This window comes from Agromyces cerinus, assembly GCF_016907835.1.
GTDB lineage: Bacteria > Actinomycetota > Actinomycetes > Actinomycetales > Microbacteriaceae > Agromyces > Agromyces nitratus.
The window spans coordinates 604,141-625,610 of record NZ_JAFBCT010000001.1 but is presented as its reverse complement, the minus strand read 5'-3'; the positions used below and the strand labels follow the sequence as shown (position 1 = coordinate 625,610).

Annotated in this window: 20 protein-coding genes; 1 reads left to right on the top strand and 19 read right to left on the bottom strand. The window is 70.9% G+C overall.

Features of this window, described 5'->3' with window-relative positions; genetic code table 11:
- Positions 1 to 103: 103 nt before the first annotated feature.
- From JOE59_RS02915 to JOE59_RS02875, 9 genes are all read right to left on the bottom strand, one after another.
- On the bottom strand, positions 104 to 718 hold the full coding sequence (locus JOE59_RS02915) for a thymidine kinase (RefSeq protein ID WP_204458859.1): 615 nt from the start codon (positions 716 to 718) through the stop codon (positions 104 to 106).
- Positions 719 to 1,408, bottom strand: coding sequence for a response regulator transcription factor (locus JOE59_RS02910; RefSeq protein ID WP_204458858.1), 690 nt, complete (start codon positions 1,406 to 1,408; stop codon positions 719 to 721). It abuts the gene before it with no gap.
- The gene (locus JOE59_RS02905) at positions 1,395 to 2,546 is read right to left on the bottom strand and encodes a hypothetical protein (protein ID WP_204458857.1); all 1,152 of its coding nucleotides are present in this window, start codon (positions 2,544 to 2,546) and stop codon (positions 1,395 to 1,397) included. Before JOE59_RS02905 ends, JOE59_RS02910 begins: the two co-directional genes overlap by 14 nt.
- Entirely contained in the window at positions 2,543 to 3,865 is a 1,323-nt protein-coding gene (locus JOE59_RS02900) for a sensor histidine kinase (RefSeq protein WP_204458856.1), read from the bottom strand. The genes JOE59_RS02905 and JOE59_RS02900 overlap by 4 nt, the downstream gene beginning before the upstream one ends.
- Positions 3,866 to 3,957: 92 nt before the next feature.
- Positions 3,958 to 5,067 carry an Rv2578c family radical SAM protein gene (locus JOE59_RS02895; RefSeq protein ID WP_204458855.1) on the bottom strand — a complete coding sequence of 370 codons (1,110 nt, stop codon included), beginning with the start codon at positions 5,065 to 5,067 and terminating at the stop codon, positions 3,958 to 3,960.
- Positions 5,068 to 5,144: 77 nt separating this feature from the next.
- Complete coding sequence (locus tag JOE59_RS02890) at positions 5,145 to 6,953, bottom strand: ATP-binding cassette domain-containing protein (RefSeq protein ID WP_204458854.1); 1,809 nt, start codon at positions 6,951 to 6,953, stop codon at positions 5,145 to 5,147.
- A gap of 375 nt (positions 6,954 to 7,328) precedes the next feature.
- Positions 7,329 to 8,807, bottom strand: a complete 1,479-nt coding sequence (locus JOE59_RS02885; protein ID WP_307836926.1) for a malate:quinone oxidoreductase — start codon at positions 8,805 to 8,807, stop codon at positions 7,329 to 7,331.
- Positions 8,808 to 8,853: 46 nt separating this feature from the next.
- Positions 8,854 to 9,300: a VOC family protein gene (locus JOE59_RS02880; protein WP_239560069.1), complete on the bottom strand. Its 447-nt coding sequence runs from the start codon at positions 9,298 to 9,300 to the stop codon at positions 8,854 to 8,856.
- A gap of 48 nt (positions 9,301 to 9,348) precedes the next feature.
- Complete coding sequence (locus tag JOE59_RS02875; RefSeq protein WP_204458853.1) at positions 9,349 to 9,768, bottom strand: hypothetical protein; 420 nt, start codon at positions 9,766 to 9,768, stop codon at positions 9,349 to 9,351.
- A gap of 88 nt (positions 9,769 to 9,856) precedes the next feature.
- Between JOE59_RS02875 and JOE59_RS02870 the strand changes: the two genes are divergently transcribed.
- Positions 9,857 to 10,477 (top strand): MerR family transcriptional regulator, encoded by a 621-nt coding sequence (locus JOE59_RS02870; protein ID WP_204458852.1) that lies wholly within the window; start codon positions 9,857 to 9,859, stop codon positions 10,475 to 10,477.
- 36 nt (positions 10,478 to 10,513) lie between these two features.
- Here the strand turns inward: JOE59_RS02870 and JOE59_RS02865 are convergent, their stop codons facing one another.
- The 10 genes from JOE59_RS02865 to JOE59_RS02820 form a co-directional block, all read right to left on the bottom strand.
- Positions 10,514 to 11,527 (bottom strand): N-acetylglucosamine kinase, encoded by a 1,014-nt coding sequence (locus JOE59_RS02865; RefSeq protein WP_204458851.1) that lies wholly within the window; start codon positions 11,525 to 11,527, stop codon positions 10,514 to 10,516.
- Entirely contained in the window at positions 11,524 to 12,783 is a 1,260-nt protein-coding gene (locus JOE59_RS02860; protein WP_204458850.1) for a 6-phospho-beta-glucosidase, read from the bottom strand. Before JOE59_RS02860 ends, JOE59_RS02865 begins: the two co-directional genes overlap by 4 nt.
- A gap of 103 nt (positions 12,784 to 12,886) precedes the next feature.
- Positions 12,887 to 14,044 (bottom strand): ROK family transcriptional regulator, encoded by a 1,158-nt coding sequence (locus tag JOE59_RS02855; protein WP_204458849.1) that lies wholly within the window; start codon positions 14,042 to 14,044, stop codon positions 12,887 to 12,889.
- A 69-nt stretch (positions 14,045 to 14,113) separates the two neighbouring features.
- Entirely contained in the window at positions 14,114 to 14,935 is an 822-nt protein-coding gene (locus JOE59_RS02850; RefSeq protein WP_204463226.1) for an ABC transporter ATP-binding protein, read from the bottom strand.
- 17 nt (positions 14,936 to 14,952) lie between these two features.
- On the bottom strand, positions 14,953 to 15,840 hold the full coding sequence (locus tag JOE59_RS02845) for an ABC transporter ATP-binding protein (protein ID WP_239560067.1): 888 nt from the start codon (positions 15,838 to 15,840) through the stop codon (positions 14,953 to 14,955).
- Complete coding sequence (locus JOE59_RS02840) at positions 15,837 to 16,928, bottom strand: ABC transporter permease (protein ID WP_204458848.1); 1,092 nt, start codon at positions 16,926 to 16,928, stop codon at positions 15,837 to 15,839. Before JOE59_RS02840 ends, JOE59_RS02845 begins: the two co-directional genes overlap by 4 nt.
- Complete coding sequence (locus JOE59_RS02835) at positions 16,921 to 17,925, bottom strand: ABC transporter permease (RefSeq protein ID WP_179550765.1); 1,005 nt, start codon at positions 17,923 to 17,925, stop codon at positions 16,921 to 16,923. Before JOE59_RS02835 ends, JOE59_RS02840 begins: the two co-directional genes overlap by 8 nt.
- 50 nt (positions 17,926 to 17,975) lie before the next feature.
- Entirely contained in the window at positions 17,976 to 19,640 is a 1,665-nt protein-coding gene (locus JOE59_RS02830; RefSeq protein WP_204458847.1) for an ABC transporter substrate-binding protein, read from the bottom strand.
- Between the two features lie 228 nt (positions 19,641 to 19,868).
- Positions 19,869 to 20,480: a bifunctional 4-hydroxy-2-oxoglutarate aldolase/2-dehydro-3-deoxy-phosphogluconate aldolase gene (locus JOE59_RS02825; RefSeq protein ID WP_204458846.1), complete on the bottom strand. Its 612-nt coding sequence runs from the start codon at positions 20,478 to 20,480 to the stop codon at positions 19,869 to 19,871.
- Positions 20,477 to 21,400 carry a sugar kinase gene (locus JOE59_RS02820; protein ID WP_307836925.1) on the bottom strand — a complete coding sequence of 308 codons (924 nt, stop codon included), beginning with the start codon at positions 21,398 to 21,400 and terminating at the stop codon, positions 20,477 to 20,479. Before JOE59_RS02820 ends, JOE59_RS02825 begins: the two co-directional genes overlap by 4 nt.
- Positions 21,401 to 21,470: the final 70 nt, after the last annotated feature.

The window sequence follows — 21,470 nt, the reverse complement described above, 5'->3', positions numbered from 1 at the left end:
AGGAGCCTCACTCCATCATCACGCGCCATGCACCGAATGCACCAGACCCGCCAGCACACGCCATGCACCGACCTGCGCCGGACCGAGTCGCCGGGACATCCGCTCAGTGACGGCCGTTCAGCACTCCACCGCTCTCGGCGAGGTAGCAGACCCCGCAGAGCGACTCGTAGGTGACCGCCTCGCCGTCGATCGCGACCTGGGCGCCGTCGAAGACGAACCGCCCCTCGATCAGGCGCGCGTTGAAGATGGCCTTCCGTCCGCACCGGCAGATCGTCTTCAGTTCCTCGAGGCTGTGGGCGACCTCCAGCAGTCGCCGGCTGCCGGGGAACGCCACGGTCTGGAAGTCCGTGCGGATGCCGTAGGCGAGCACCGGAACGCCGTCGAGGAGCGCGATGCGCAGCAGATCGTCGACCTGGTCGGAGTTGAGGAACTGCGCCTCGTCGACGAGCAGGCAGCTCACGTCGCGGCCGCGCTGCTCGGTCATTCGAGTGCGATTCGACGCGAACTCCTCGCGCACACTCGAGTCGGGTCCGATCGTGAAGTCCACCTCGCGCACGACCCCGAGGCGCGACACGATGTCGCAGTCGCCCTTCGTGTCGATGGCGGGCTTCGCAAGCAGCACCTGATGCCCGCGCTCCTCGTAGTTGAACGCCGCCTGGAGCAACGCCGTCGACTTGCCGGAGTTCATCGCCCCATAGCGGAAGTACAGCTTCGCCATCTACTCGAGGTACCCGTCCTCCGCCGCACGGCGGATCAGCTCGGCCTTGCGGCTGGCCGGGCGCCCGGCCTTCGCGTACTTCTCGCGCACGCGTCGCAGGTAGGTCTTCGCCGTCTCGTAGCCGACCTCCATGCGCCGGCCGACCTCGACCGTGCTGAGGCCCTGCGCGTAGTAGCGCAGCGCCTTCTCCTCTGCCGCGCTCAACGCAACGCCGTGGCGGTCGGGAACCACGCCCGCGCCCGCTCCGGCAGGGTCCACCGACGACGACGGATGCCGCTGCACCCGCTCTCCGCGCATCACGCGCCGCGCGTAGTCGACGAGTTCGTCGGCCGGCAGGGTCTTCGACACGAAACCGGCGGCGCCAGCCACGAGCGAGCGCCGGCGCGACTCCTCGTCGTCGATGGCGGTCACGACGATCACCTTCGCCCCGGCCGCGCGACAGGCACGGATGCGGGACTCGATCGAGACGGTGTCGCCGAGCTGCAGGTCCATCAGCACCAGGTCGACGGGGAACTCGGGGTCGCGCACGAGATCCATCCAGCTCGTGGCACGGATGACCACGGTGAAGTCCGCGGCGACGTCGGTGAACCAGCGGGCGAGCCCGTCGACGATGAGTTCATGGTCGTCGAGGATCGCAAGCCGATGCGGCGGTGTGGGCACCGGTGTCGGTGCCTGTTCAATCGATGTCATAACTCAACCCCACCTTCACATTCTCTCGCGTCAGCTCGGCATCCGCACGCAGGGCGACCGCGCGCGCCACGGCGACGAAGCGGTCGAGCTCTCGTCGACTCGGTGGTGAGGCTCCCGATTCGGCGACGAGCACGATGTCCCGGTGGCCGCCGCCGTCGCTCCCGCCGGTGAACGCCACCTTGATGAACCGGGATCGTGCGGAGTCACCGAGCCAGGAGATCAACGCGGTCAGGGCGGAGCGCTGGTCTGCGGTGAGCGCCGCCGCCGCACCGGTCGGGTCGTCGATGATCGTGTCGACACCACGATTCAGGCGGATGTTCGCGGCGAGCTCGTCGAGCCACGTGGACTCGATGCCCGCTCGCAGCGCTCGGCGGAGCGCCTCGGCCAGCTCTCGTGCCCGGTCGGCGTCGGCCACCGAGATGCGCTCGGCCGTCATCACCCCCGCGAGGAAGGGCAGCACCTCGCGCCCGAGCACGGAGACGCGGCTCTGCTGCACCGAGCGGGCGATGCCCGCCCGCAACTCGGCGTCGCGCTGCAGCGCCGCCCGGTTCGCCTCGCGCTGCCATGCCAGGGTCTCGGCCACGATGCCGTACGAATAGCCCGCTGCCGCCGCGGACATCGCGAGCACGGGTGCGGCGTTCAGGGTGATCAGCGCGGCGACCGGGGCATCCGATGCCGCGTACATCGAGGCTCCGACGACGAGGATCGAGAGGACGGCCGCCGAGAACACGCCGGCGAGCGCCGCCGAGAGCCAGGTGCAGAAGGGGGCGAGCGAGAGGATCAGCATGCCGATGACGGTCGGCCCGAAATCGTCGTAGAACTGCCGGTTGTTGCCGACCGTGCTGACGTACTCGGCGATCGCCCCACCGACCGCCAGCGTCACGACGAGCCAGAGGCGCTCGTTCGTGAACGGCGCCCGCGCCGGCGACGACGCGAACACGGCGGCGACGCCCGCGGCCGCGACGAACACCAGTGCGATCACGGCGGCCGGTGGCGAGCCCACCTCGCCCCAGTGCGTCCAGGTCAGTCCCGTGGCGAGGAGGAAGGCGAGGACCGCACCGACCGCCACGATCGGCGAGGCGCTGATCGCCCCGATCGGGTCGGCCTCCTGCTGAGTGAAGCGCAGATGCCCGCTCATTCGCCGCCCTCCGGCACCGTCAGCACGATGGTCGTGCCGATGCCCCTGGTCGACCAGAGTCGGACCGTGCCCTGCTCCTGTTCGATCCGGGCGCGAATCGAGGTGCGCAGCCCGATGCGGTCGGGCGGCACCTCGCTCTCATCGAATCCCACGCCGCTGTCCATGACGGCGACCGTCACCTCGCCGCCACCGAGACCCAGCGCGAGCTCGGCCTGGTCGACGCCGGCGTGCCGAGCGACATTGATGAGGCACTGCGCGACCGCGGCGTCGAGGGCGGCGACCCGCCGCGGTCCGAGCGTGCCCAGCACCGCGAAGTCGCCGGTGACCCGCACCTCGAGGCCGGCGTTGGCCGCCGCCGAGAATGCGTGCGCGAGCGACGGGACGGTCTCCTCGACCGGTGTGCGAGGATCGGCGGGCGGCACGTTCCCGCGCGCGCGGCCGCGCCATCCGTTGCCCCGGCCGTTCGATGCGGCAGGAGACGTCGAGGCGGGCGCGAACGAACGCTGGGTCGCGGTTCCCCGAACCGCCGCCCCCGAAGCCGACTCGTTGTACAGCACGTGGTCGATCGCCCAGTCGCGCCCCACGATGAGGCCGAGATCCTGGCGGATGCCGACGCGCAGGCGTTCATCGACAGGCCCCGACCCGGCTGCCGCGATGGCCACCAGGTGACTGAGCGCCGTGTCGTGCAGGCGCGCGATGGCACGGAGCTCGTAATCGTGACGGATCGCGAGCTCTCGCGTCTGCTGGCTCGCCCGGTGGAGGCCGGTTTCGCGGCGCATGTCGGACTGGCGCGTGACCCCGTCGAACACCCGCACGATCACGACCACCACGAACGCGAAGCAGACGGCGAGGTTCGGCGAGTAGACGCCGCCGGCGATGACGACGCCGAGGAACGCCGCAGCCTCGCTCAGTGCGAAGCCGAGGGTCGCCCAGGTCAGCGCGATCGCCGAACCCGCCCCCGCACCGCCGACGAGGAGGAGGGCGGTGCTGGGCAGGGCGAGCACCGCGTTGTTCGTCGTCGGGAACTCACCGCCGGGCATGAGCATGATCGTGATCGCCAGCACGACCCCGGCGCCGACGATGAGATACAACACGGTCAGCGTGACGGTCGGGTACCGGGCGACGAGCGTGAGCAGCACGATCATGATGATCAGGAGCAGCGCACCGGTCCACCGCTCGGGCTGACCGCCGATGGACGCCATGACGCCGCCGAGCACCACTCCGAGCGCGAGGCAGGTGAACGCCGCTCCGTGTCCGGCGGTCGCGAGCGCCCGGCTCAGGGATTCGCGCGCAAGATGTCCCGGCAACCCCAGGGTCATCGTGATCCTCCGCTCGTACCGCCTGCGAACACCACTGTTCGGGCCTCCAGCGGATTATCCCAGTTTCCGGGGGACTCGCGGGGACGACGCGGTCAGAACAGGGCCGACGGATCGGGCGGGAGGCTCAGCGACTCGGGGAGCCGGCCACCGGCAGCGACCAGGCGCGCACGCCCCGGGGCACGATCGCCGCCGGCCGATGCGCCCGCGAGCGCGGAGGAGCGCACTCCCCCGGTGACCGGGTCTTCGCGACCATGGTCGAGGCCGTGCGCCCTGATCAACGGCCGAATCCGCTGGCCGAGCCACTGCCGGTAGGCCTTCGGTGCATAGGCGTTGGTGCCGTAGTACATCGAGCGGTACTTCGGCACGAGCTCGGGGTGGGCGCGCTCGAGCCACTGCATGAACCACGGCTTCACCGCACCGCGCAGATGCAGGGCGGAGTAGAGCACGCTCGTGCCGCCGGCCGCCTTCACGGAGCGCAACGCCTCGTCGAGATGGGCCTTCGTGTCGGTGAGGAACGGCAGGATCGGCATCAGGAACACCGAGCAGTCGAGCTCTGCATCGCGAACCGCGGTGACGGTCGCGAGACGCGCCTTCGTGCTCGGGGTGCCGGGTTCGACGGAATGCTGCAGTTCGTCGTCGTAGATCGCGATCGACATCGCGACGTCGACGGGCACGTGCGCGGCGGCCTCGACGAGGAGCGGCAGGTCGCGACGCAGCAGCGTGCCCTTGGTGAGGATGCTGAACGGCGTGCCGCTCTCCGCGAGCGACTCGATGATGCCCGGCATGAGCGCGTAGCGGCCCTCTGCACGTTGATAGGGGTCGGTGTTGGTGCCGAGGGCCACGGGTTCGCGCCGCCACGACGGCTTCGCGAGTTCGCGTCGCAGCACCTCGGCGACGTTGACCTTCACGATGATCTGCCGATCGAAGTCGTCACCGGCATCGAGGTCGAGATAGGTGTGCGTCGGCCGAGCGAAGCAATAGGCGCACGCATGGGTGCATCCCCGATAGGGATTGATGGTCCACCCGAACGGCATCGCCGACTGGCCGGGCACGCGATTGAGCGCGGACTTCGCGAGCACCTCGTGGAACGTGACGCCTGCGAAGTCGGGCGTCTGCACCGAGCGCACGAGGTTGTTGAGCTTCGCGAGCCCGGGCAGGGCGCCCGACTGCTCGATGCCCAGCTCCTGCCCGCTCCACCGCATACCGGTATTCGAACACATGTTCGAATGAGAAGCAAGCGGATGCCGCGGCGACACGCGCCCCGCGGCATCCGCTCGGTTCACCGGAGCGCGCCGGCCGGCACCCTGCTGCCCGCCGCGAGCTCGATCGACTCACCCGCCCAACGCCGCCGCAGCCACCGGTCGTGGCTCGCGATGACGACGGCGCCGGGATACGCTCCGAGCGCATCCTCGAGGTCGGTGGCGAGCCCGAGCGAGAGGTGGTTCGTCGGCTCGTCGAGCAGGAACACGTGCGGCGGTCTCGCGATCACGAGCGCGAGCGCGAGCCGTCGCTGCTGCCCGACCGAGAGCGCGCCGACCGGGCGCGACTCGTCGCGCGGGGCGATCAGGCCGAGACTGCCGAGCGGCACCTGCTCCGCCCGCCGCTCGCCGAGCGCGCGCTCGTACAGCCGGCGCGGCGAGGCGGCGGGGTCGGCGAACCGCACGTCCTGCTCGAGCAGCTGCACGCGCAGCCCCTTGCGCCGGTGCACGGTGCCGCGGTCGACGCGCTGCGCGCCCGCGAGCACGTTCAGGAGCGTCGACTTGCCCGCGCCGTTCGCCCCCGTCACGAGCAACCTCGTGAGCGGTGCCACGTGCAGCCCTTCGAGGGAGAGGCGGCCGTCGACGACGACCTCCGACAGCTGCAGCAGCAGGCCGGACTCCTCGTCGAACGCGTGCGAACCAGACGGGATGCCCGCGAAGACGAGCGGCACGGGCGGTTTCGGCACCTGCTCGCGCTCGAGGCTCTCGAGCCTGAGCAAGGCGTTCCGCACCCGCCGGCTCACCTGCTGCTCGACGCGATCGCCACGGCGCCCGAACGCCATCTTGTTCCTGTCGGAGATGGGCGCGTTGTGCGAGACCGCGCGGGCGGTCTCGGCGAAGCCGATGCGGAGTCGCCGCAACTCCTCCTGCTCGTCGTCGTACTGGCGCTGCCAGCGCTCGCGCTCGTCGGCCTTCACCTGGAGGAACTCGCTGAAGCCGCCGCCGAAGACGGCACCGCCCGCAGCAGCGAGCGACCGGTCGGGCGCGACGTCCTGCATTCCGGGCGCGGATGGTGCACCGGCGAGCGCGAGCGCGCCCGCCCGCCCGGGGTCGAGGTCGAGCAGCCCCGTGGCCGCCCGGTCGAGGAACGCCCGGTCGTGGCTCGCGAAGACGACCGGGCCGCGCCACGCGCGCAGCCGATCCTCGAGGAACGCCGCTGCGGCGTCGTCGAGGTGGTTCGTCGGTTCGTCGAGCAGGAGCGCATCGGGCGCACGGAGCAGCAGCGCAGCGAGCGCGAACCGCGAGCGCTGTCCGCCCGAGAGCTCGTCGACGCGACGGTCGAGGCCGAGGTCGCCGACACCGAGCCCGTCGAGCAGCTCGTCGCGGCGCGCCTCGGCGCTCCACACGTCGGCGCGTTCGGCTGCGTCGAGTGCCGCCGAGTATCGGGCGGCTGCGGCTGCGGAGTCGGCGGCGCCGAGCGCCTCAGCTGCGGCATCGAGCTCGCGCTCGACCGCCCGCACCTCGGCGAGGGCGGCCTCGAGCACCTCGCCGATGCGCTCCTCGGGGCCGAATGGCAGCTCCTGGGCGAGCAGGGCGGTGCGCCGCGGCCGGGTGATGCGACCCGAGGTCGTCGCCTCCGAGCCGACGAAGGCCGCGACTCGGGCTTCCCCGGCCTCCGAGCCGACGGATGCCGCGGCATCCGCTCGCTCGGACTCGCCGGCCATGAGCCGGAGCAGCGTGGACTTGCCCGCCCCGTTCTCGCCGATGAGACCGAGCCGCTGGCCCGGTGGGACCGCGAAGCCGAGGTCGGAGAACACGCGTCGATCGGGATACGAGACGGAGAGCCCGTCGACGCGGAGATGGTGGGAATGGATGACGGATACAGCCATGCGGTACGCCCTTTGCGCGTATGCCCCCGGGCGGCCGTCGGATGCCGCGGCGCGCGTGCTGCGAGCACGATGCACCGAGCCGGCGGCACGCGGGCGCGCGGCGCCGACGACCGCCCGGGAGCGGAGAGGATCCCGCCGGGCATTGCCGTGGATGGGTGCACGCCGACGCTGTCGCGTTCGACACGGCCTGATCAGAACCGTGGGCACACCCGATGTCTACGGCGCCTCAGGCGCGGGACGAGGGTGTGTGCTCACTTCATAGCGGGTACGACGGTACCAGAGCTCGCCGGGTTTCGACAACCTCGACCCGCACACCTCTGCTCGTCGAGCCCGTCGAGCCCGTCGAGCCCGTCGAGACCATCGATGTCGATGTCGTCAGGCGGTGAGGTCGAGCACCTTCGCCGTGGCGGCGAGCGAGGCGGCGGCCGCCTCGGGGTCGCTCGAGAGCTTCGTGCCGTAGCTCGGGATCATCTCGCGCAGCTTCGGCTCCCACTCGGCCATGCGGTCGGGGAAGCAGCGCGACAGAACGTCGAGCATGATCGGCGCAGCCGTCGAAGCACCGGGCGATGCGCCGAGGAGGCCGGCGATCGTGCCGTCGGCACCCGTGATGACCTCGGTGCCGAACTGCAGCACGCCGCCCTTCTCAGGATCTTTCTTCATGACCTGCACGCGCTGGCCGGCGGTGATGAGCTCCCAGTCCTCGCTCTTGGCGGTGGGCATGAACTCGCGGAGCGCTGCGAGCTTCTTGTCGCGCGAGGCGAGCAGCTCGGAGACGAGGTACTTCACGAGGTCGAAGTTCTTGAGGCCCACCTGGATCATCGGACCGAGGTTGTGCAGGCGGATCGAGAACGGCAGGTCGAACCACGTCGAGGTCTTCAGGAACTTCGGCGTGAAGCCGGCGTAGGGCCCGAAGAGCAGGGCGGTCTCACCGTCGACGACACGGGTGTCGAGGTGCGGCACCGACATCGGCGGAGCGCCCTTCGCGGCCTTGCCGTAGACCTTCGCGTGGTGCTGGGCGACGATCTTCGGGTTCGTCGTGCGGAAGAACTGGCCCGAGATCGGGAAGCCGCCGAAGCCCTTGGCCTCGGGGATGCCCGAGTGCTGCAGCAGTGCGAGGGCGCCGCCGCCGGCGCCGACGAAGACGAATCGCGCGTTGACGGTCTTCGGGGTGTTGCCGACGAGGTGGCGCAGACGCAGCTTCCAGGTGCCGTCCTTCTGGCGCTTGAGCCGGGTGACCTGGTGGTTCGTCGCGATCTCGGCGCCGCGGCGCTCGATGTCGCCGAGCAGGAATCGGGTCAGCGCGCCGAAGTCGACGTCGGTGCCCGCCTCGGTCCGGGTCGCGGCGACGCGCACCTTGGGGTTGCGCTTCTTCGCGAGGAGCGGGGTCCACTCGGCGATGCGCTCGAGGTCCTCCGTGAACTCGAACTCTTCGAAGAGCGGCTGGCCCTGGAGGGCGGCGACGCGCTTCTTCAGGTACTCGATGTTCGCCTTGCCCTTGACGAACGTCATGTGCGGCGCGGTGTTGATGAAGTTGTGCGGTTCGGGCAGCGCGCCGTGCTCGACGAGGTACGACCAGTACTGCCGGCTGATCTGGAACTGCTCGTTGATCGAGACGGCCTTGTCGGCGCTGACCGTGCCGTCGGGGTTCTCGGGCATGTAGTTGAGCTCGCAGAGCGCTGCATGGCCGGTGCCCGCGTTGTTCCACGCGTTCGACGACTCCTGTGCGACCTCGCCGAGTCGCTCGTAGACGCGGATCGTCCAATCGGGTTGGAGTTGCGAGAGCAGGGAGCCGAGAGTCGCGCTCATGATGCCCCCGCCGATCAGCACGACGTCGACGGTTTCCTCTGAAGTCACGGATTCCAGTGTAGATGCCGTGGATGGTGCCCCCGACCAGCGGTGTTCAGGCTCCGCGGAGCACCGGCAGGCCCCGCTCGTCGAGCGGCCACGACGGGTTGTGCGCGAGTTCCCACAGGTTGCCGTCGGGGTCGGCGACGTAGCCGCTGTAGCCGCCCCACTCGGTCTCCGCTGCCGCCTTGGAGATCGAGCCGCCCGCGAGCACCCAGTCGCCCACGGCATCGTCGACCTCCTCGCGCGAGGCGAGGTTGATCGCGAGCGCGACCGCGCGGAAGCCCGGGGCGTTCGCGTGCATGGTCGGGAGCGCGGCATCCTTCGCGAGCTCGGCGGTCTCCCAGAGGGCGAGCACGCCGCCGGGTGTGGCGAAGAAGGCGATGTCGCCGTCGACCGACGACGGCGCCTCGCGCCAGCCGAGCCTGCGGTAGAACGCCGTCGCGGCCTCGACGTCGGCGACGCCGAGCGTGACGAGTGAGAAGCGCTGCGGAATGGCCATGCGCCGACGCTACGCCGGTCGGGCTCGTCTCGCACCCATCCGGTTCGTTCAGAGGGCCGCGACGCCGCCCGCGATGAGGCCGACGCCGGCTGCGATGAGCCCGGCGGTGAGCGAGGCGGCGCCGATCCAGAGGAGCGCGATGAGCCGGTTCGGCTTCTCGGGCTCGCGGCCGAGCACCGAGAGGAAGAAGCCGGCGGGCATGAGGATCGCCGCGATCGGCGCACCGAGTCGGGCGAGCCAGAGCCAGAACCCGTCGAGTGCGGCGTAGGAGACGACCGAGAGGATCACCATCGAGAGCACGAGCAGCACGGCCGCGTGCGCGTGGCCCGCTCGGAAGAAGTTCGTCTGCAGCCGGTTCGCGGGCGCCAGCCCCCGCACCACGCGGGTGAGGAAGTAGCCGCCGCTCTCGACCGTGACGAGGGCGAGCAGGAGGACGCCGATGAGGATGAGATCAGGTGCGGACGGCATGGCCGGTCCCTTCGTCGCGTGGATCGTGATTGGATAGTGGTACTCTCCAATATTAGAGAGTTGCACTATCCAATGCAAGGGATCCCGCATGCGCATCTCCGCACTCGCCGCCGAGGCCGGCCTGCCGGTCGCGACCGTGAAGTTCTATCTCCGCGAGGGCCTGCTGCAGCCGGGTACCGCTACCTCGGCCACCCAGGCGAGCTACGACGAGCGCCATCTGCGCCGGCTCCGGCTGGTGCGCGCGCTCACCGGCCCGGTCGGGCTCAGCGTGCAGCAGGCGCGCGCCGTGCTGCAGCTCGTCGACGAGCCCGGCGACGACCTCTACTCCACCCTCGGTCGCGCGGTCGGCGCGCTGCCGCCCGACGGCGCAGAGCCCGCGGGTGACGACGACCCGTATCCGCGTGCGCGCGCCGCACTCGAGGCACTCGGTCAGGTCTACGACCCCGGGTTCGCCGCGGTCGCGCAGCTCGAGGGCGCGCTCGCCGCAGCCGCCGACGCGGGCATGCCGATCACGCCCGAACGCCTCGCCCGCTACGGCAGCGCAGCCGCAGACCTCGCCGCCTACGACCTCGAGCGGATGCCTCCTGAGCCGCACGCCGCCGTCGAGTACACGGTGCTCGGCACCGCGCTCTACGAACCGGTGCTGCTCGCGCTCCGGCGACTCGCCCACCAGGACGTCGCCGTGCGCCGCCTCGGCCGAGAGGCCTGATCCCCGAAAGCTCGACGGCTCGCCCGCGCCGCGCGGTCAGCGCGCGACGGGCGCCGCCTCGCGCTCGACAGCGGCCTGCGTCATCCGCGTCGCCCGCGTGACCGCGTCGCGCGCCCGGTCGAGCGCCTCGGCGGTCGCGCCCACCCGATCGAGCGCGAGCAGCGCGGCTCCGACGATCGGCGACGCATCGAGGATCTCGATGCGGGCCCGTGGAGCCACGGCGGCCAGACCCGAGGTGATGCCGCCGATGAGACGTTCGTCGCCCGAACGCAGGATGCCGCCGCCGAGCACGATCGGAACGGCACGATCGGCGAGCCCGAGTCGCGTCACGCAGGCGCGGGCGAACGCCACGATCTCCTCGGCCTGACGATCGACGAGTCCCGCCGCCACTGCATCGCCCGCTCGTGCGGCGCCGAAGACCGCGGGCGCGAGCGCGGTCAGCTCGCTCGAGTCGCGCCGGCCGAAGTGCAGGTCCTCGATGAGGGCGGGCACCGACTCGACGCCGAGCTGCTCGACGATCGCCGCGGTGAGCGCCGTGTGCGGCCCCCGGCCGTCGACGTCCCTCGCGGCGTGCCACAGCACCTGCTCGCCGATGCCGCTGCCGCCGCCCCAGTCGCCGGAGAGGGCGCCGAGCGAGGGGAAGCGCACGTCGGCGCCGTCGGCGCGCACACCGACCGCATTCACGCCCGTGCCGCAGACGATCGCCACGGCGTCGGGTTCGTCGGTGCCCGCGCGAAGCACGGCGTAGAGGTCGTTGGCGACGACGGTCGACGACCCCGCCCACGTGAAGCCCGCGATCGCGGCGGAGTACTGGTCGACCTCGACGGGCAGGTCGAGGCCCGAGACGTAGAGCCCCGCGTGGGCGACGGGCAGTTCCCCCGCCACGGCGCGCACGAGTTCGTCGACGACGGCGACCGCCTCGCCGAGCCCTTCGAAGTGCGGGCTCGAGCCGGCGCCGCGTTCATGGGCGACGAGCTCGCCGTCGATCGTGAGCGCGACGGCGTCGGTCTTCGAGCCGCCGCCGTCGACGGCGACGATCACGCCGCTCATCGAGCCCACTCCAGGAACGGGGCGTTCTCGGCCATGAGCAGGTCGGTGAGCTGCTCGGCCCGGTCATGCTGCAGCACGAGCGGGTGCGCGCGCATCGCACGGAGCACGCGGTCGCGACCGCCGTGCACCGCTGCGTCGAGCGCGAGGCGCTCATAGCCGGCGACACCGGCGATGAGGCCGCGGATGTCGTCGGGCAGCGGCGCGACCGGTTCTGCGACGAATCCCCCGTCGCGGAACACCGCCGGCACCTCGATGACGTGGTCGTCGGGCAGGAACGGCAGCACGCCGTCGTTGCGCAGGTTGACCACCCGCGAGCGGCTCGCGCCGTCGCGCATCGCCGCGAGCAGCTCGATCGCCGCCTCGGAGTAGAAGGCGCCGCCGCGCCCCTCGAGTGCCGCGGGCTTCTCGTGCTGGGTCGGGTCGGCGTAGATCTCGAGCAGCTCGCGCTCGATCGCGCGCACCGCCTCGGCCCGCGTGGGCTCGTGGAGCTGCTCGCGCAGCACCTCGTCGTGCGCGTAGTAGTAGCGCAGGTAGTACGAGGGCACGACGCCGAGTTGTGCGATGAGCGCGGGCGCCAGGTGCACCTCTTCGGCGAGTACGCCGAGTCGGTGCTCGAGCAGCCCGGGCAGCCGGTCGGCGCCGTCGATGACGACGCTCCGCTCCCACGTCAGGTGGTTGAGGCCGACATGGCCGAGGCTCACCCGGTCGTGGTCGACGTCGAAGAGCGAGGCGAAGCGGCGCTGGAAGCCGATCGCGACGTTGCAGAGGCCGACGGCGCGGTGGCCCGCCTCGAGCAGGGCACGCGTGACGATGCCGACGGGGTTCGTGAAGTCGACGATCCAGGCGTCGGGCTTCGCATGCGCCCGCACGACGTCGGCGATGCGCAGCACCACGGGCACGGTGCGCAGCGCCTTCGCGAGGCCGCCGGGCCCGGTCGTCTCCTGGCCGATGCATCCGACCTCGTGCGGCCAGGTCTCGTCGGCGTGACGGGCGTCCTGCCCGCCGACCCGCAACTGGATGAGCACGGCATCGGCATCGGCGACACCGGCGACGAGGTCGGTCGTGCCGACCACCTTCGCGGGGTGCCCGGCGTGCTCGAGCATGCGCTGCGACATGCCAGCGACGAGCGCGAGACGGTGCTCATCGGGGTCGACGAGGCGGATCTCCTCGAGCGGCAGCGTGTCGCGCAGACGTGCGAACCCGTCGATGAGTTCGGGCGTGTAGGTCGAGCCTCCGCCGACGATGGCGAGCTTCATCAGTCCTCAATTCCGTGCGTGGTGCGCCCCGCGCACGAGCGCGGAGCGAAGGGTCGGTGGCCGGGCGGCGGATGCCCCGTGGCATCCGCTCTCTGCGGCCGAGTCAGGTGGCGAGCGAGATGTCCGCCTCGAGGTGGTCGCGGATCTGCTCGACGAGCTGCTGGCGCGCGCCGAGGAGCACCGGCTGGGCGCCGGTGCCGCTCGTGCGCATCGCGAGCTTCGGGTGCGCCGCCGGGTCGACGCGCTCGGCGACGAGCTCGGCGAGGCGGGCACCGCCGGCGGTGCCCGTGGGCCCGCCGAGCACGATCATCGAGGGATCGAGGATCGCCAGCAGCGGGTTGACGGCGAGGATCACGCGGTCGGCGAGGGCCGACAGGGCGTCGTCGTCGGCGGCGAGTCGGGGCAGCACCTCGGCGAGCGTCTCGTCGTCGCCGCCGCCGATGAGGCGGGCGACGGCCGGCCCGCCGAGCAGGTCGGTGAAGTCGTTCGCCGCGGGGGCGAGCGGAGCCGCCGTCCGCGGCACCGCGAGGTAGCCGATCTCGCCCGCCCCGCCCGAGGCGCCGCGGTGCACGACCCCGCCGAGGTCGAGGCCGACGCCGAGACCGTCGCCGATCCAGAACAGGGCGAAGCTCGCCGCCTGCTGCGCCGCGCCCGACGAGCGCTCCGCCATCGTCGCGAGGTTGACGTCGTTGTCGATCGTCACCTGGAGGCCGAGCTCCTGCTCGATGCGGGCCCGCGATCCGATCTCGGGCCACCCGGGCAGGGTGTCGGTGAACGAGAGCTCGTCGCCGTCGACGAAGAACGCGGCCTGCACGCCGATCACGACGCGGCTGACGGTGCTCTCGTCGATGCCGGCCTCGGCGCAGGCCGCCCGAACAGCGGCGCGCACATCGTCCTCAGGGGAACGCTCGTGCCCATCGGTCGCGATCTGCACGATCGGGTGGTCGTGGTCGACGGCATCGACCACGACCGCCTGGATGGCACGGTCGAGGATCGAGATCGCGACGCCCGTGATGCGATCGGTGCGCACTCCGTAGGTGATCGCGTTCGGCCCCCGGCCGCCCGACCGCTCGCCGACCGGCCGGATCAGGCCGACCCGCTCGAGGCGGGCCAGCATCTGCGATGCGGTGGGCTTCGAGAGCCCGGTGAGCTCGCCGAGTCGCGACCGGGTGAGCGGACCGTGTTCGAGCAGGAGTCGGAAGGCGGTGCGGTCGTTGCGCGCCGCGAGCCACGTGGGGGTGCCCGGGTCGATCTGGTTCACGGCAGTCCGCCTCTCTCGTTTCGTGTTCGTGGTCACTCTATCTGCAAGGAATCTTTACTGATTGGCGCCTCACCCGCCGTTCCGCACATCGTCGCGCAGTCGCCCGAGTCGATCCGGGTCGGCGGCGGCCTCGAGCAGCGTCTTCGTGTACTCGTGCTGCGGATCGAGGATCACCTGCTCGCTCGGCCCGCGCTCGACGATCTCCCCGCGGTACATCACCAGGATCTCGTCGGAGAAGTGCCGCGCGGTCGCGAGGTCGTGCGTGATGTAGAGCACGCCGAGGTGCTCCTGCCGCTGCAGCTCGGCGAGCAGGTTCAGCACGCCGAGGCGGATCGACACGTCGAGCATCGACACCGGCTCGTCGGCGATGATGAACCGCGACCCGGGGGCGAGCGCACGGGCGATCGCGACGCGCTGCCGCTGACCGCCCGAGAGCTCGTGCGGCCGACGATCGGCGAAGCTCGCCGCCGGCGAGAGGCGCACGCGCTCGAGCAGCTCCTCGGCGCGCTCGCGGATCTGCCGCGACGAGAGCCGCGGGTTGTGGATGCGCAGCGGCCGCTCCAGGTGGTGCAGGATCGGGTGGAACGGGTTCAGCGAGCTGAACGGGTCCTGGAAGACCATCTGCACGTCGCGCCGGTACCGGGCGAGCCCGCCGCCGCGGGTCGCGCTCGTGCGCCCGTCGAGCAGCACCTCGCCCGACGTCGGCGTCTCGAGCTTGGCCATCATGCGTGCGATCGTCGACTTGCCCGAGCCGCTCTCGCCCACGAGGGCGATCGTGCGACCCGGCTCGAGGGTGAACGAGACATCCTTCACCGCATGGAGCGTGCGCACCTTGGTGCCGCTGCGCAGCCGGAAGTCCTTCACCAGGTTGCGCGCCTCGAGGGTCGCCATCGCCGTCGCCTGCCCGCTCATGCCGCACCTCCCGCTGCCGCGCCCGTGCGGATGAAGTCGCCGCGATCGCCGCGCAGGCTCGGGAAGCTCGAGAGCAGCCGCCTGGTGTACGGATGCTCCGGCGCCCGGTAGATCTGCTCGGCATCGCCCTGCTCGATGATCTCGCCGTCGAGCATGATCGCGATGCGATCGCTGATCTCGATGAGGAGCGGCAGGTCGTGCGTGATGAAGACCACGGCGAAGCCGAGGCGCTCGCGCAGTCGCATGATCTCGCGGATGATCCCACGCTGCACGACGACGTCGAGCGCCGTGGTCGGCTCGTCCATGATCATCACCTGCGGGTCGAGGGCGAGCGCCATCGCGATCATGACGCGCTGGCGCATGCCGCCCGACAGCTCGTGCGGAAAGCTCGAGAGTCGCGTGGGATCGACGCCGACGAGGGTCAGCAGCTCGGCGCTCCTGGCCTCGCGCTCGGCGCGCTTCATGCCCGGCCGATGGGTCGTGAACACGTCGTGCAACTGCTTGCGCACGTTCATGACGGGGTTCAGCGAGTTCATCGAGCCCTGGAAGACCATCGACACCTTGTTCCAGCGGAACCTGCGCAGCGCCTCGCCGTCGAGCGCGACGATGTCGATGTCGTCACCGGATGCATCGTGGAACACGACCTCGCCGCCGGTCATGAGCGCCGGGGCCTTGAGCAGCCGGTTGAGCCCGTAGGCGAGGGTCGTCTTGCCGCAGCCCGACTCCCCCGCGAGCCCGAGGATCTCGCCGCGGTGCAGCGTGATCGACGCGCCGCGCACGGCCTTCACCGGCGGATCGACCTCGTACTCGATCGAGAGGTTGTGGGCGGTGAGCACGGGCTCGCCGAGCGCGGCGACGTTCATGGCGTTGGCGTTGGCGTTCATGCGAATGCTCCGGCGTCGGCGACGCCCTTGCCTGCCTTCGCGGCCCGGCGCTGGCGCTTCGCGTTCTCAGGCGCGAGCCTGAGCTTCGGGTTCACGACCTCGTCGATCGCGAAGTTGATGAGGGAGAGTCCGGCGCCGAGCGCGGCGATGATGAGGCCAGGGGGCACGAACCACCACCAGGCGCCGGTGCCGACGGCCTGCCCCGTCTGGGCGTCGTTCAGCATCGTGCCGAGGGTGATCGACCCGGTCGGCCCGAGGCCGAGGTACGAGAGGCCGGCCTCGCCGAGCACCGCGAAGATGACGCCGAAGATGAACTGGGCCGCGAGCAGCGGCACGAGGTTCGGCAGGATCTCGACGAAGATGATGCGCCCGGGCTTCTCGCCCGCGACACGGGCCGCGGCGACGTACTCGCGGGTGCGCAGTGAGCGCGCCTGGGCTCGCAGCACCACGGCGGAGCCCGCCCAGCCCGTGATGCCGAGCACGAGTGCGACGAGGAGGGAGCTTCGGGCCAGCGGCCCGAGGCCCTCGGCGGTCTGCACGTAGGCGGCGATCACCATGACGACGGGCAGGCCGGGGATGACGAGCACGATGTTCGTGAAGAGCGTGAGCACCTCGTCGAGCACGCCGCCGAAGTAGCCGGCGAACACGCCGAAGACGACGGCGAGGAAGAGGGCGACGAGGCCGGCGACGAGGCCGATGAAGAGCGAGCCCTGCGTGCCCCAGGCGAGCTGCGAGAACACGTCGTAGCCGAGCTTGGTCGTGCCGAGCCAGTGCTCGGCCGACGGCGGCTGCAGGGCCTCGTTGCTCGAGTCGCGGGGCGGCTGGGCGATCATCGGGCCGAAGATGCCGAACAGTGTGATGAGGCCGACGATCACGACGCCGGTGATGAGCTTGCCGGAGCGGCTCGGCAGGATGTGCCGGAACCGGCCGCCGCGCGTCGCACGTGCTGCCGCGACCGCGGCGGTGGCGGTCGCCTCGCGGGTCGTCTCGCGCACCGCCTCGGCGGAGACGGGCGACTGGAACGGCGCGTCGTCGCCGGTGGCGTAGGCGTCGTCGGCGCGATCGAGGGTGGGCTGGGAGTCATCCATTGTGTCGCACCCTCGGGTCGATGAAGCCGTAGATGAGGTCCATGAAGAAGTTGGCGGCCAGCACGGTGAGCGTGATCACGAGGAAGACGCCCTGCATGAGCGCGTAGTCGAGGCCCTGCACCGCCTGGATCATGAGCTTGCCGATGCCCGGGTAGCTGAACACCTGCTCCATGACGATGGAGCCGGCGACGACGAAGCCGAGGGCGATGCCGAACCCGGCGAGGCTCGGGATGGCGGCGTTGCGCGAGGCGTACCTCGTGCGCACCCGGCGCGGCGTGAGCCCCTTCGCCTCGGCGGTGACGACGTAGTCCTCCGACATCGTCGACACCATCATGTTGCGCATGCCGAGGAGCCAGCCGCCGACCGACGAGAGCACGATCGTGGTCGCCGGGAGGATGGCGTGGTAGATCGCGCTGCCGACGAACGCCCAGGTGGGCTCGGGGCCGGCCGGGAACTCGAAGACGTCGTACCCGCCGACGATCGGGAACCAGCCCAGCTGCACCGAGAACACCGCGACGAGCACGAGGGCGAGCCAGAAGTACGGGATGGACTGGAAGACCGTGGTGACCGGCACCAGGTGGTCGAGCGCGGTGCCGCGCCGCCACCCCACCCATGCGCCGACGATGATGCCGAGCAGGAAGGAGATGACGGTCGCGACACCGACCAGGATGATCGTCCACGGCAGGGCCGCCGCGATGAGATCGGCGACCGAGGCCGGATACCTCGTGGAGGAGACGCCGAGGTCTCCCTGAAGCAGCCGGCCCCAGTACGCCACGTACTGGTCCCAGAGGGACATGTCCTTCCCGGCGCCGAGGATCGAGGTGATCGCCTCGATCGTCTCCTCGGAGAGCGGGCGCCCGCCGCTGGCGCGCCGGAGTTTGCCGAGCATGATGGCGGCGGGGTCGCCCGGCAGGAGCCGCGGGAGCAGGAAGTTGAGCGAGATCGCCGCCCAGAGGGTCACCAGGTAGAAGGCGACCCGCCGAAGGTAGAAGCTCATGCCACTGCCGTCCTCGAGTTCGGAAGGGTTCGTTCCATGGGACCGGCGGCCTACTTCGCCGGGGTGAGGTGCGAGAGCACGACCGCGTTGGCCACCGCCAGGTACGGCAGCGGCGCGGCGTACAGGTCGCCCTCGCTCGGCCATCCGCTGAACTTCTCGGTGTTGAAGAACGACTGCGAGGCGTTCAGCACCACCGGGATGTACGGGAGGTCGCGTGCGATCTCGGCCTGGATGGTCGCGTAGGCCGCCTGCTTCGTCGCGACGTCCTGCGTCGCGCCGGCCGCGAGCACGGCCCCGTCGACGACCGGGTTCGAGTAGCGCGCGTAGTTCTGGCCGACGAGCGGGGTCTCGCCGACCTTCGCGGTCGAGGTGCCGGCGAAGTACTCGTGGTAGTTCGAGTACGGGTCGGCGACGAGGCTCTGCGTGAGGCCGTAGAGCGCCATCTGGAAGTCGCCCGACTGGATCGGCGTCCAGTACTCGGCGTCGGAGACGGTGCGGGCGTTGATGCGGATGCCCGCATCGGCGGCCTGCTCGGAGATGAGCTTGGCCGCGTCGTTGTAGTCGGTCCAGCCGTCGGGCGAGAACAGGTCGATCTCGAAGGCCGTGCCGCCCGTGCCGTAGAACCCGTCGGCATCCTTCGTGTAGCCGGCGGCCTCGAGGATCGCGCCCGCCTCTGCCGCGTTCGCCGCCTGCGGGCTCGTCGCGAGCTCGGGGTCGCTCAGCCACTGCTCATCGCGCGGCTGGAGGGTGAACGACGGCGAGGACTCGCCCGCGAGTCCGGCGAAGGCCTTGTCGGCGATCGTTGCGCGGTCGATCGCGACGTCGATCGCCTGGCGCACGGCCGGGTCGGTCTGCGCACCCTCGCACCCGAGATCGGCGTTCGCGCAGGTCGTGATCGTCGTCGGGTCCTGCTGGAGGTTCAGCGTCGTGATGTTCCCCTCGCCGGTGACGGCGTCGGGGTTCGCGATGAACTGGCCGACCCAGTCGATCTTGCCGGTCGTCAGGAGGTCTTGCGACGACTGGTTCGAGTCGAGGCCGAGGTACTGCACCTCGGTCACGGCGGGCGCGCCGTCGCGGAAGAGCTCGTTCGCCTCGACCGTGTAGGCCGCATCGGAGAAGCTCTTCAGCACGTACGGGCCGGAGCCGACGGGCTCGGGGTTCGTCTCGGCCATGAAGTCGTCGATGTCGGCCCAGATGTGCTCGGGGATGATGTACGTCGAACCGAGCGTGAGCGAGGCGCTCGTGAACTGCGGTTCGGTGTAGGTGACCACGACGGTGGTGGCGTCGGTCGCCTCGGCCGAGACGAACTGCTCGGACTTGTTCGAGCCGTACCCGAAGGTGAAGGCGACATCGTCGGCGGTGAGGTCGTCGCCGTCGCTCCACTTGAGGTCGGGCTTGATCGTGACGGTGAGCGTGCGGCCGTCTTCGCTGTACTCGTAGCTGTCGCCGATGAGCCCGACGGGCGCATCGGCCGAGAGCTGGTTGAAGAAGAACAGCGGCTCGTAGATCACGCCGAACGTCGCGTGCACGGCCGTGTCGACGGCGAACGGGTTGAAGTTGTTGTTGATCGGGGTGGCGCTGCCCGCCCAGACGCGGAGGACAGAGGCGTCGTCGCCGCCCCCTCCTGCCGACGGGGTGCATCCGGTCATTCCCAGGGCGATCGCGGCCGCTCCGGCGGCGAGTGCCACCGCGAAGGAGCGTTTGGTTCGAGTCATCTCCGGCATTCCTCTCGTGCTTCGTTGCGTGGAAGGTGGTGCAGTTCGCCGCGTGCAGGATCTCGGTGCTCACGCGTACTGGAAGCGACCCTAACAGAAAAGATAGTAACTAGAAACAAGTCATTCAGTTTCTGTTCCAGCCGCGTTTCCCACGCGTTTCGGCCCGGAGACGACGAAAGCGCGGTGCCGACCAGGTCGGCACCGCGCTTCGATCGCTCGAACGCCCGGCTACTCGGCGAGCAGGGCGGCGAGGGCCGGCAACTGCGTCGGGTCCTCGAGCGCCGTCCCGACGGCGACCGCGCGCACGCCTCGCGCAAGGAACTCCCCCGCGTTCGAGGCGTCCATGCCGCCGGTGGCGACGAAGCGGGCGGCGGGGAACGGGCCGGCCATCGCCGGGAACCACGCCGGGCCGAGGAGCGACGCCGGGAACGCCTTCAACCAGGTGAGGCCCGAAGCCATCGCGGCCTGCACCTCGGTCGCGGTCGCGACGCCCGGCATCGGCGGCAATCCGGCCTGCGCCGAGGCGCGCGAGACGACGGGATCGAAGCCGGGACTCACGGTGAAGGCCGCGCCGGCGGATGCCGCGAGCTCGACATGCCGCACCGACACGACGGTGCCCGCTCCCACGAGGCGACCGGCGGCCCGCCCCGCCGCCGCGACGACGCGCAGCGCCTCGAGGTCGGCCTCGGTCTGGATCGGCAGCTCGACCACGTCGATTCCGAGGCCCCATGCCCGCTCGGCGAGCTCGAGGCTCCGCTCGACGCCCATGCCCCGGAAGATCGCCATGAGCGGCTTCCCCTCGAAGATCTCGTCGAACTCGGCGTTGCTGATGGTGGTCATCGGGTGCTCCTCGTGGTGGTTTCGGCGCGGGGGAAGTCGGCGGTGTCGCCGAGCACGGTGACGGCTCGGGCATGTCCGGCGGCGAGGCGTTCGCTCGCGTCGCCTCCGTTGAGCAGCGACGCGAGATAGCCCGCCGCGAAGGCGTCACCGGCACCCACGGCCTCGACGACCTCCACGGACCTCGCCGGCACCCGGGTCGGCGCGGAGTCCGCACCGTCGCGGAACTCCGTGGCCGCGATCGCACCGTCCTTCACGATCAGGAGCGCCGGCTCGGGCAGCAGTGCCCGCACCGCTTCGGGGGTCTCGGTGCCCCAGAGCGCCTCGGCCTCGTCGAGCCCCACGAACACGAGGTCGGCGCGGGAGGCGAGCTCGCGCAGCCGACCGGCCGCGACCCCGGCCTGCCAGAGAGCGCTGCGGTGGTTCACGTCGAAGCTCAGCAGCGCGGGCGAGTCGGCGATCCGGCCGACGAGCGCGTCGACGAGGTCGTCGCAGCTCGCGGACAGCGCCGGCGTGATGCCGCTCACGTGCACGACCCGCGCCGAGTCGAGCGGGAGCCCGTCGAGGAAGGACGGCGTCATGCGCGAGGCCGCCGACCCTGCTCGGTAGTACCGCACGCCGCGACCCGGATCCTTGAAGTAGACACCCGTCGGCGCCTCGTCGTCGGTCTCGACCCAGCGGGTGTCGACGCCTCGGTCGCGCAGGTGCCGCGCGACGCGCCGGCCGAGGGCATCGTCGCCGAGTCGCCCCGCCCAAGCGGCGCGACGACCGAGGGCCGCGAGGTGGGCGGCGACATTCGCCTCGGCACCGGCGGAGTCGACGCGGAACTCGTCGGCGGTCTCGAGCGGCTCGGCGAGCGCGGGGGCGACGAGCGCCATGGTCTCGCCGAGGGCGACGACTTCGGGCAGCGGATTGTCAGGCACGCCCCTATGCTGTCTGGTGTGCAGATTCAGTGCAAACACGTTGCAACATCTGCAACACGAGAGGGGTTCC

What these genes read in the sequence shown, in the direction of transcription:
- JOE59_RS02915 (WP_204458859.1), bottom strand. Translation starts at nt 718, where the DNA reads ATGGCGAAGCTGTACTTCCGCTATGGGGCGATGAACTCCGGCAAGTCG.
- JOE59_RS02910 (WP_204458858.1), bottom strand. Translation starts at nt 1,408, where the DNA reads ATGACATCGATTGAACAGGCACCGACACCGGTGCCCACACCGCCGCAT.
- JOE59_RS02905 (WP_204458857.1), bottom strand. Translation starts at nt 2,546, where the DNA reads ATGAGCGGGCATCTGCGCTTCACTCAGCAGGAGGCCGACCCGATCGGG.
- JOE59_RS02900 (WP_204458856.1), bottom strand. Translation starts at nt 3,865, where the DNA reads ATGACCCTGGGGTTGCCGGGACATCTTGCGCGCGAATCCCTGAGCCGG.
- JOE59_RS02895 (WP_204458855.1), bottom strand. Translation starts at nt 5,067, where the DNA reads ATGCGGTGGAGCGGGCAGGAGCTGGGCATCGAGCAGTCGGGCGCCCTG.
- JOE59_RS02890 (WP_204458854.1), bottom strand. Translation starts at nt 6,953, where the DNA reads ATGGCTGTATCCGTCATCCATTCCCACCATCTCCGCGTCGACGGGCTC.
- JOE59_RS02880 (WP_239560069.1), bottom strand. Translation starts at nt 9,300, where the DNA reads ATGGCCATTCCGCAGCGCTTCTCACTCGTCACGCTCGGCGTCGCCGAC.
- JOE59_RS02875 (WP_204458853.1), bottom strand. Translation starts at nt 9,768, where the DNA reads ATGCCGTCCGCACCTGATCTCATCCTCATCGGCGTCCTCCTGCTCGCC.
- JOE59_RS02870 (WP_204458852.1), top strand. Translation starts at nt 9,857, where the DNA reads ATGCGCATCTCCGCACTCGCCGCCGAGGCCGGCCTGCCGGTCGCGACC.
- JOE59_RS02865 (WP_204458851.1), bottom strand. Translation starts at nt 11,527, where the DNA reads ATGAGCGGCGTGATCGTCGCCGTCGACGGCGGCGGCTCGAAGACCGAC.
- JOE59_RS02860 (WP_204458850.1), bottom strand. Translation starts at nt 12,783, where the DNA reads ATGAAGCTCGCCATCGTCGGCGGAGGCTCGACCTACACGCCCGAACTC.
- JOE59_RS02850 (WP_204463226.1), bottom strand. Translation starts at nt 14,935, where the DNA reads ATGGCGACCCTCGAGGCGCGCAACCTGGTGAAGGACTTCCGGCTGCGC.
- JOE59_RS02845 (WP_239560067.1), bottom strand. Translation starts at nt 15,840, where the DNA reads ATGAACGCCAACGCCAACGCCATGAACGTCGCCGCGCTCGGCGAGCCC.
- JOE59_RS02840 (WP_204458848.1), bottom strand. Translation starts at nt 16,928, where the DNA reads ATGGATGACTCCCAGCCCACCCTCGATCGCGCCGACGACGCCTACGCC.
- JOE59_RS02835 (WP_179550765.1), bottom strand. Translation starts at nt 17,925, where the DNA reads ATGAGCTTCTACCTTCGGCGGGTCGCCTTCTACCTGGTGACCCTCTGG.
- JOE59_RS02830 (WP_204458847.1), bottom strand. Translation starts at nt 19,640, where the DNA reads ATGACTCGAACCAAACGCTCCTTCGCGGTGGCACTCGCCGCCGGAGCG.
- JOE59_RS02825 (WP_204458846.1), bottom strand. Translation starts at nt 20,480, where the DNA reads ATGACCACCATCAGCAACGCCGAGTTCGACGAGATCTTCGAGGGGAAG.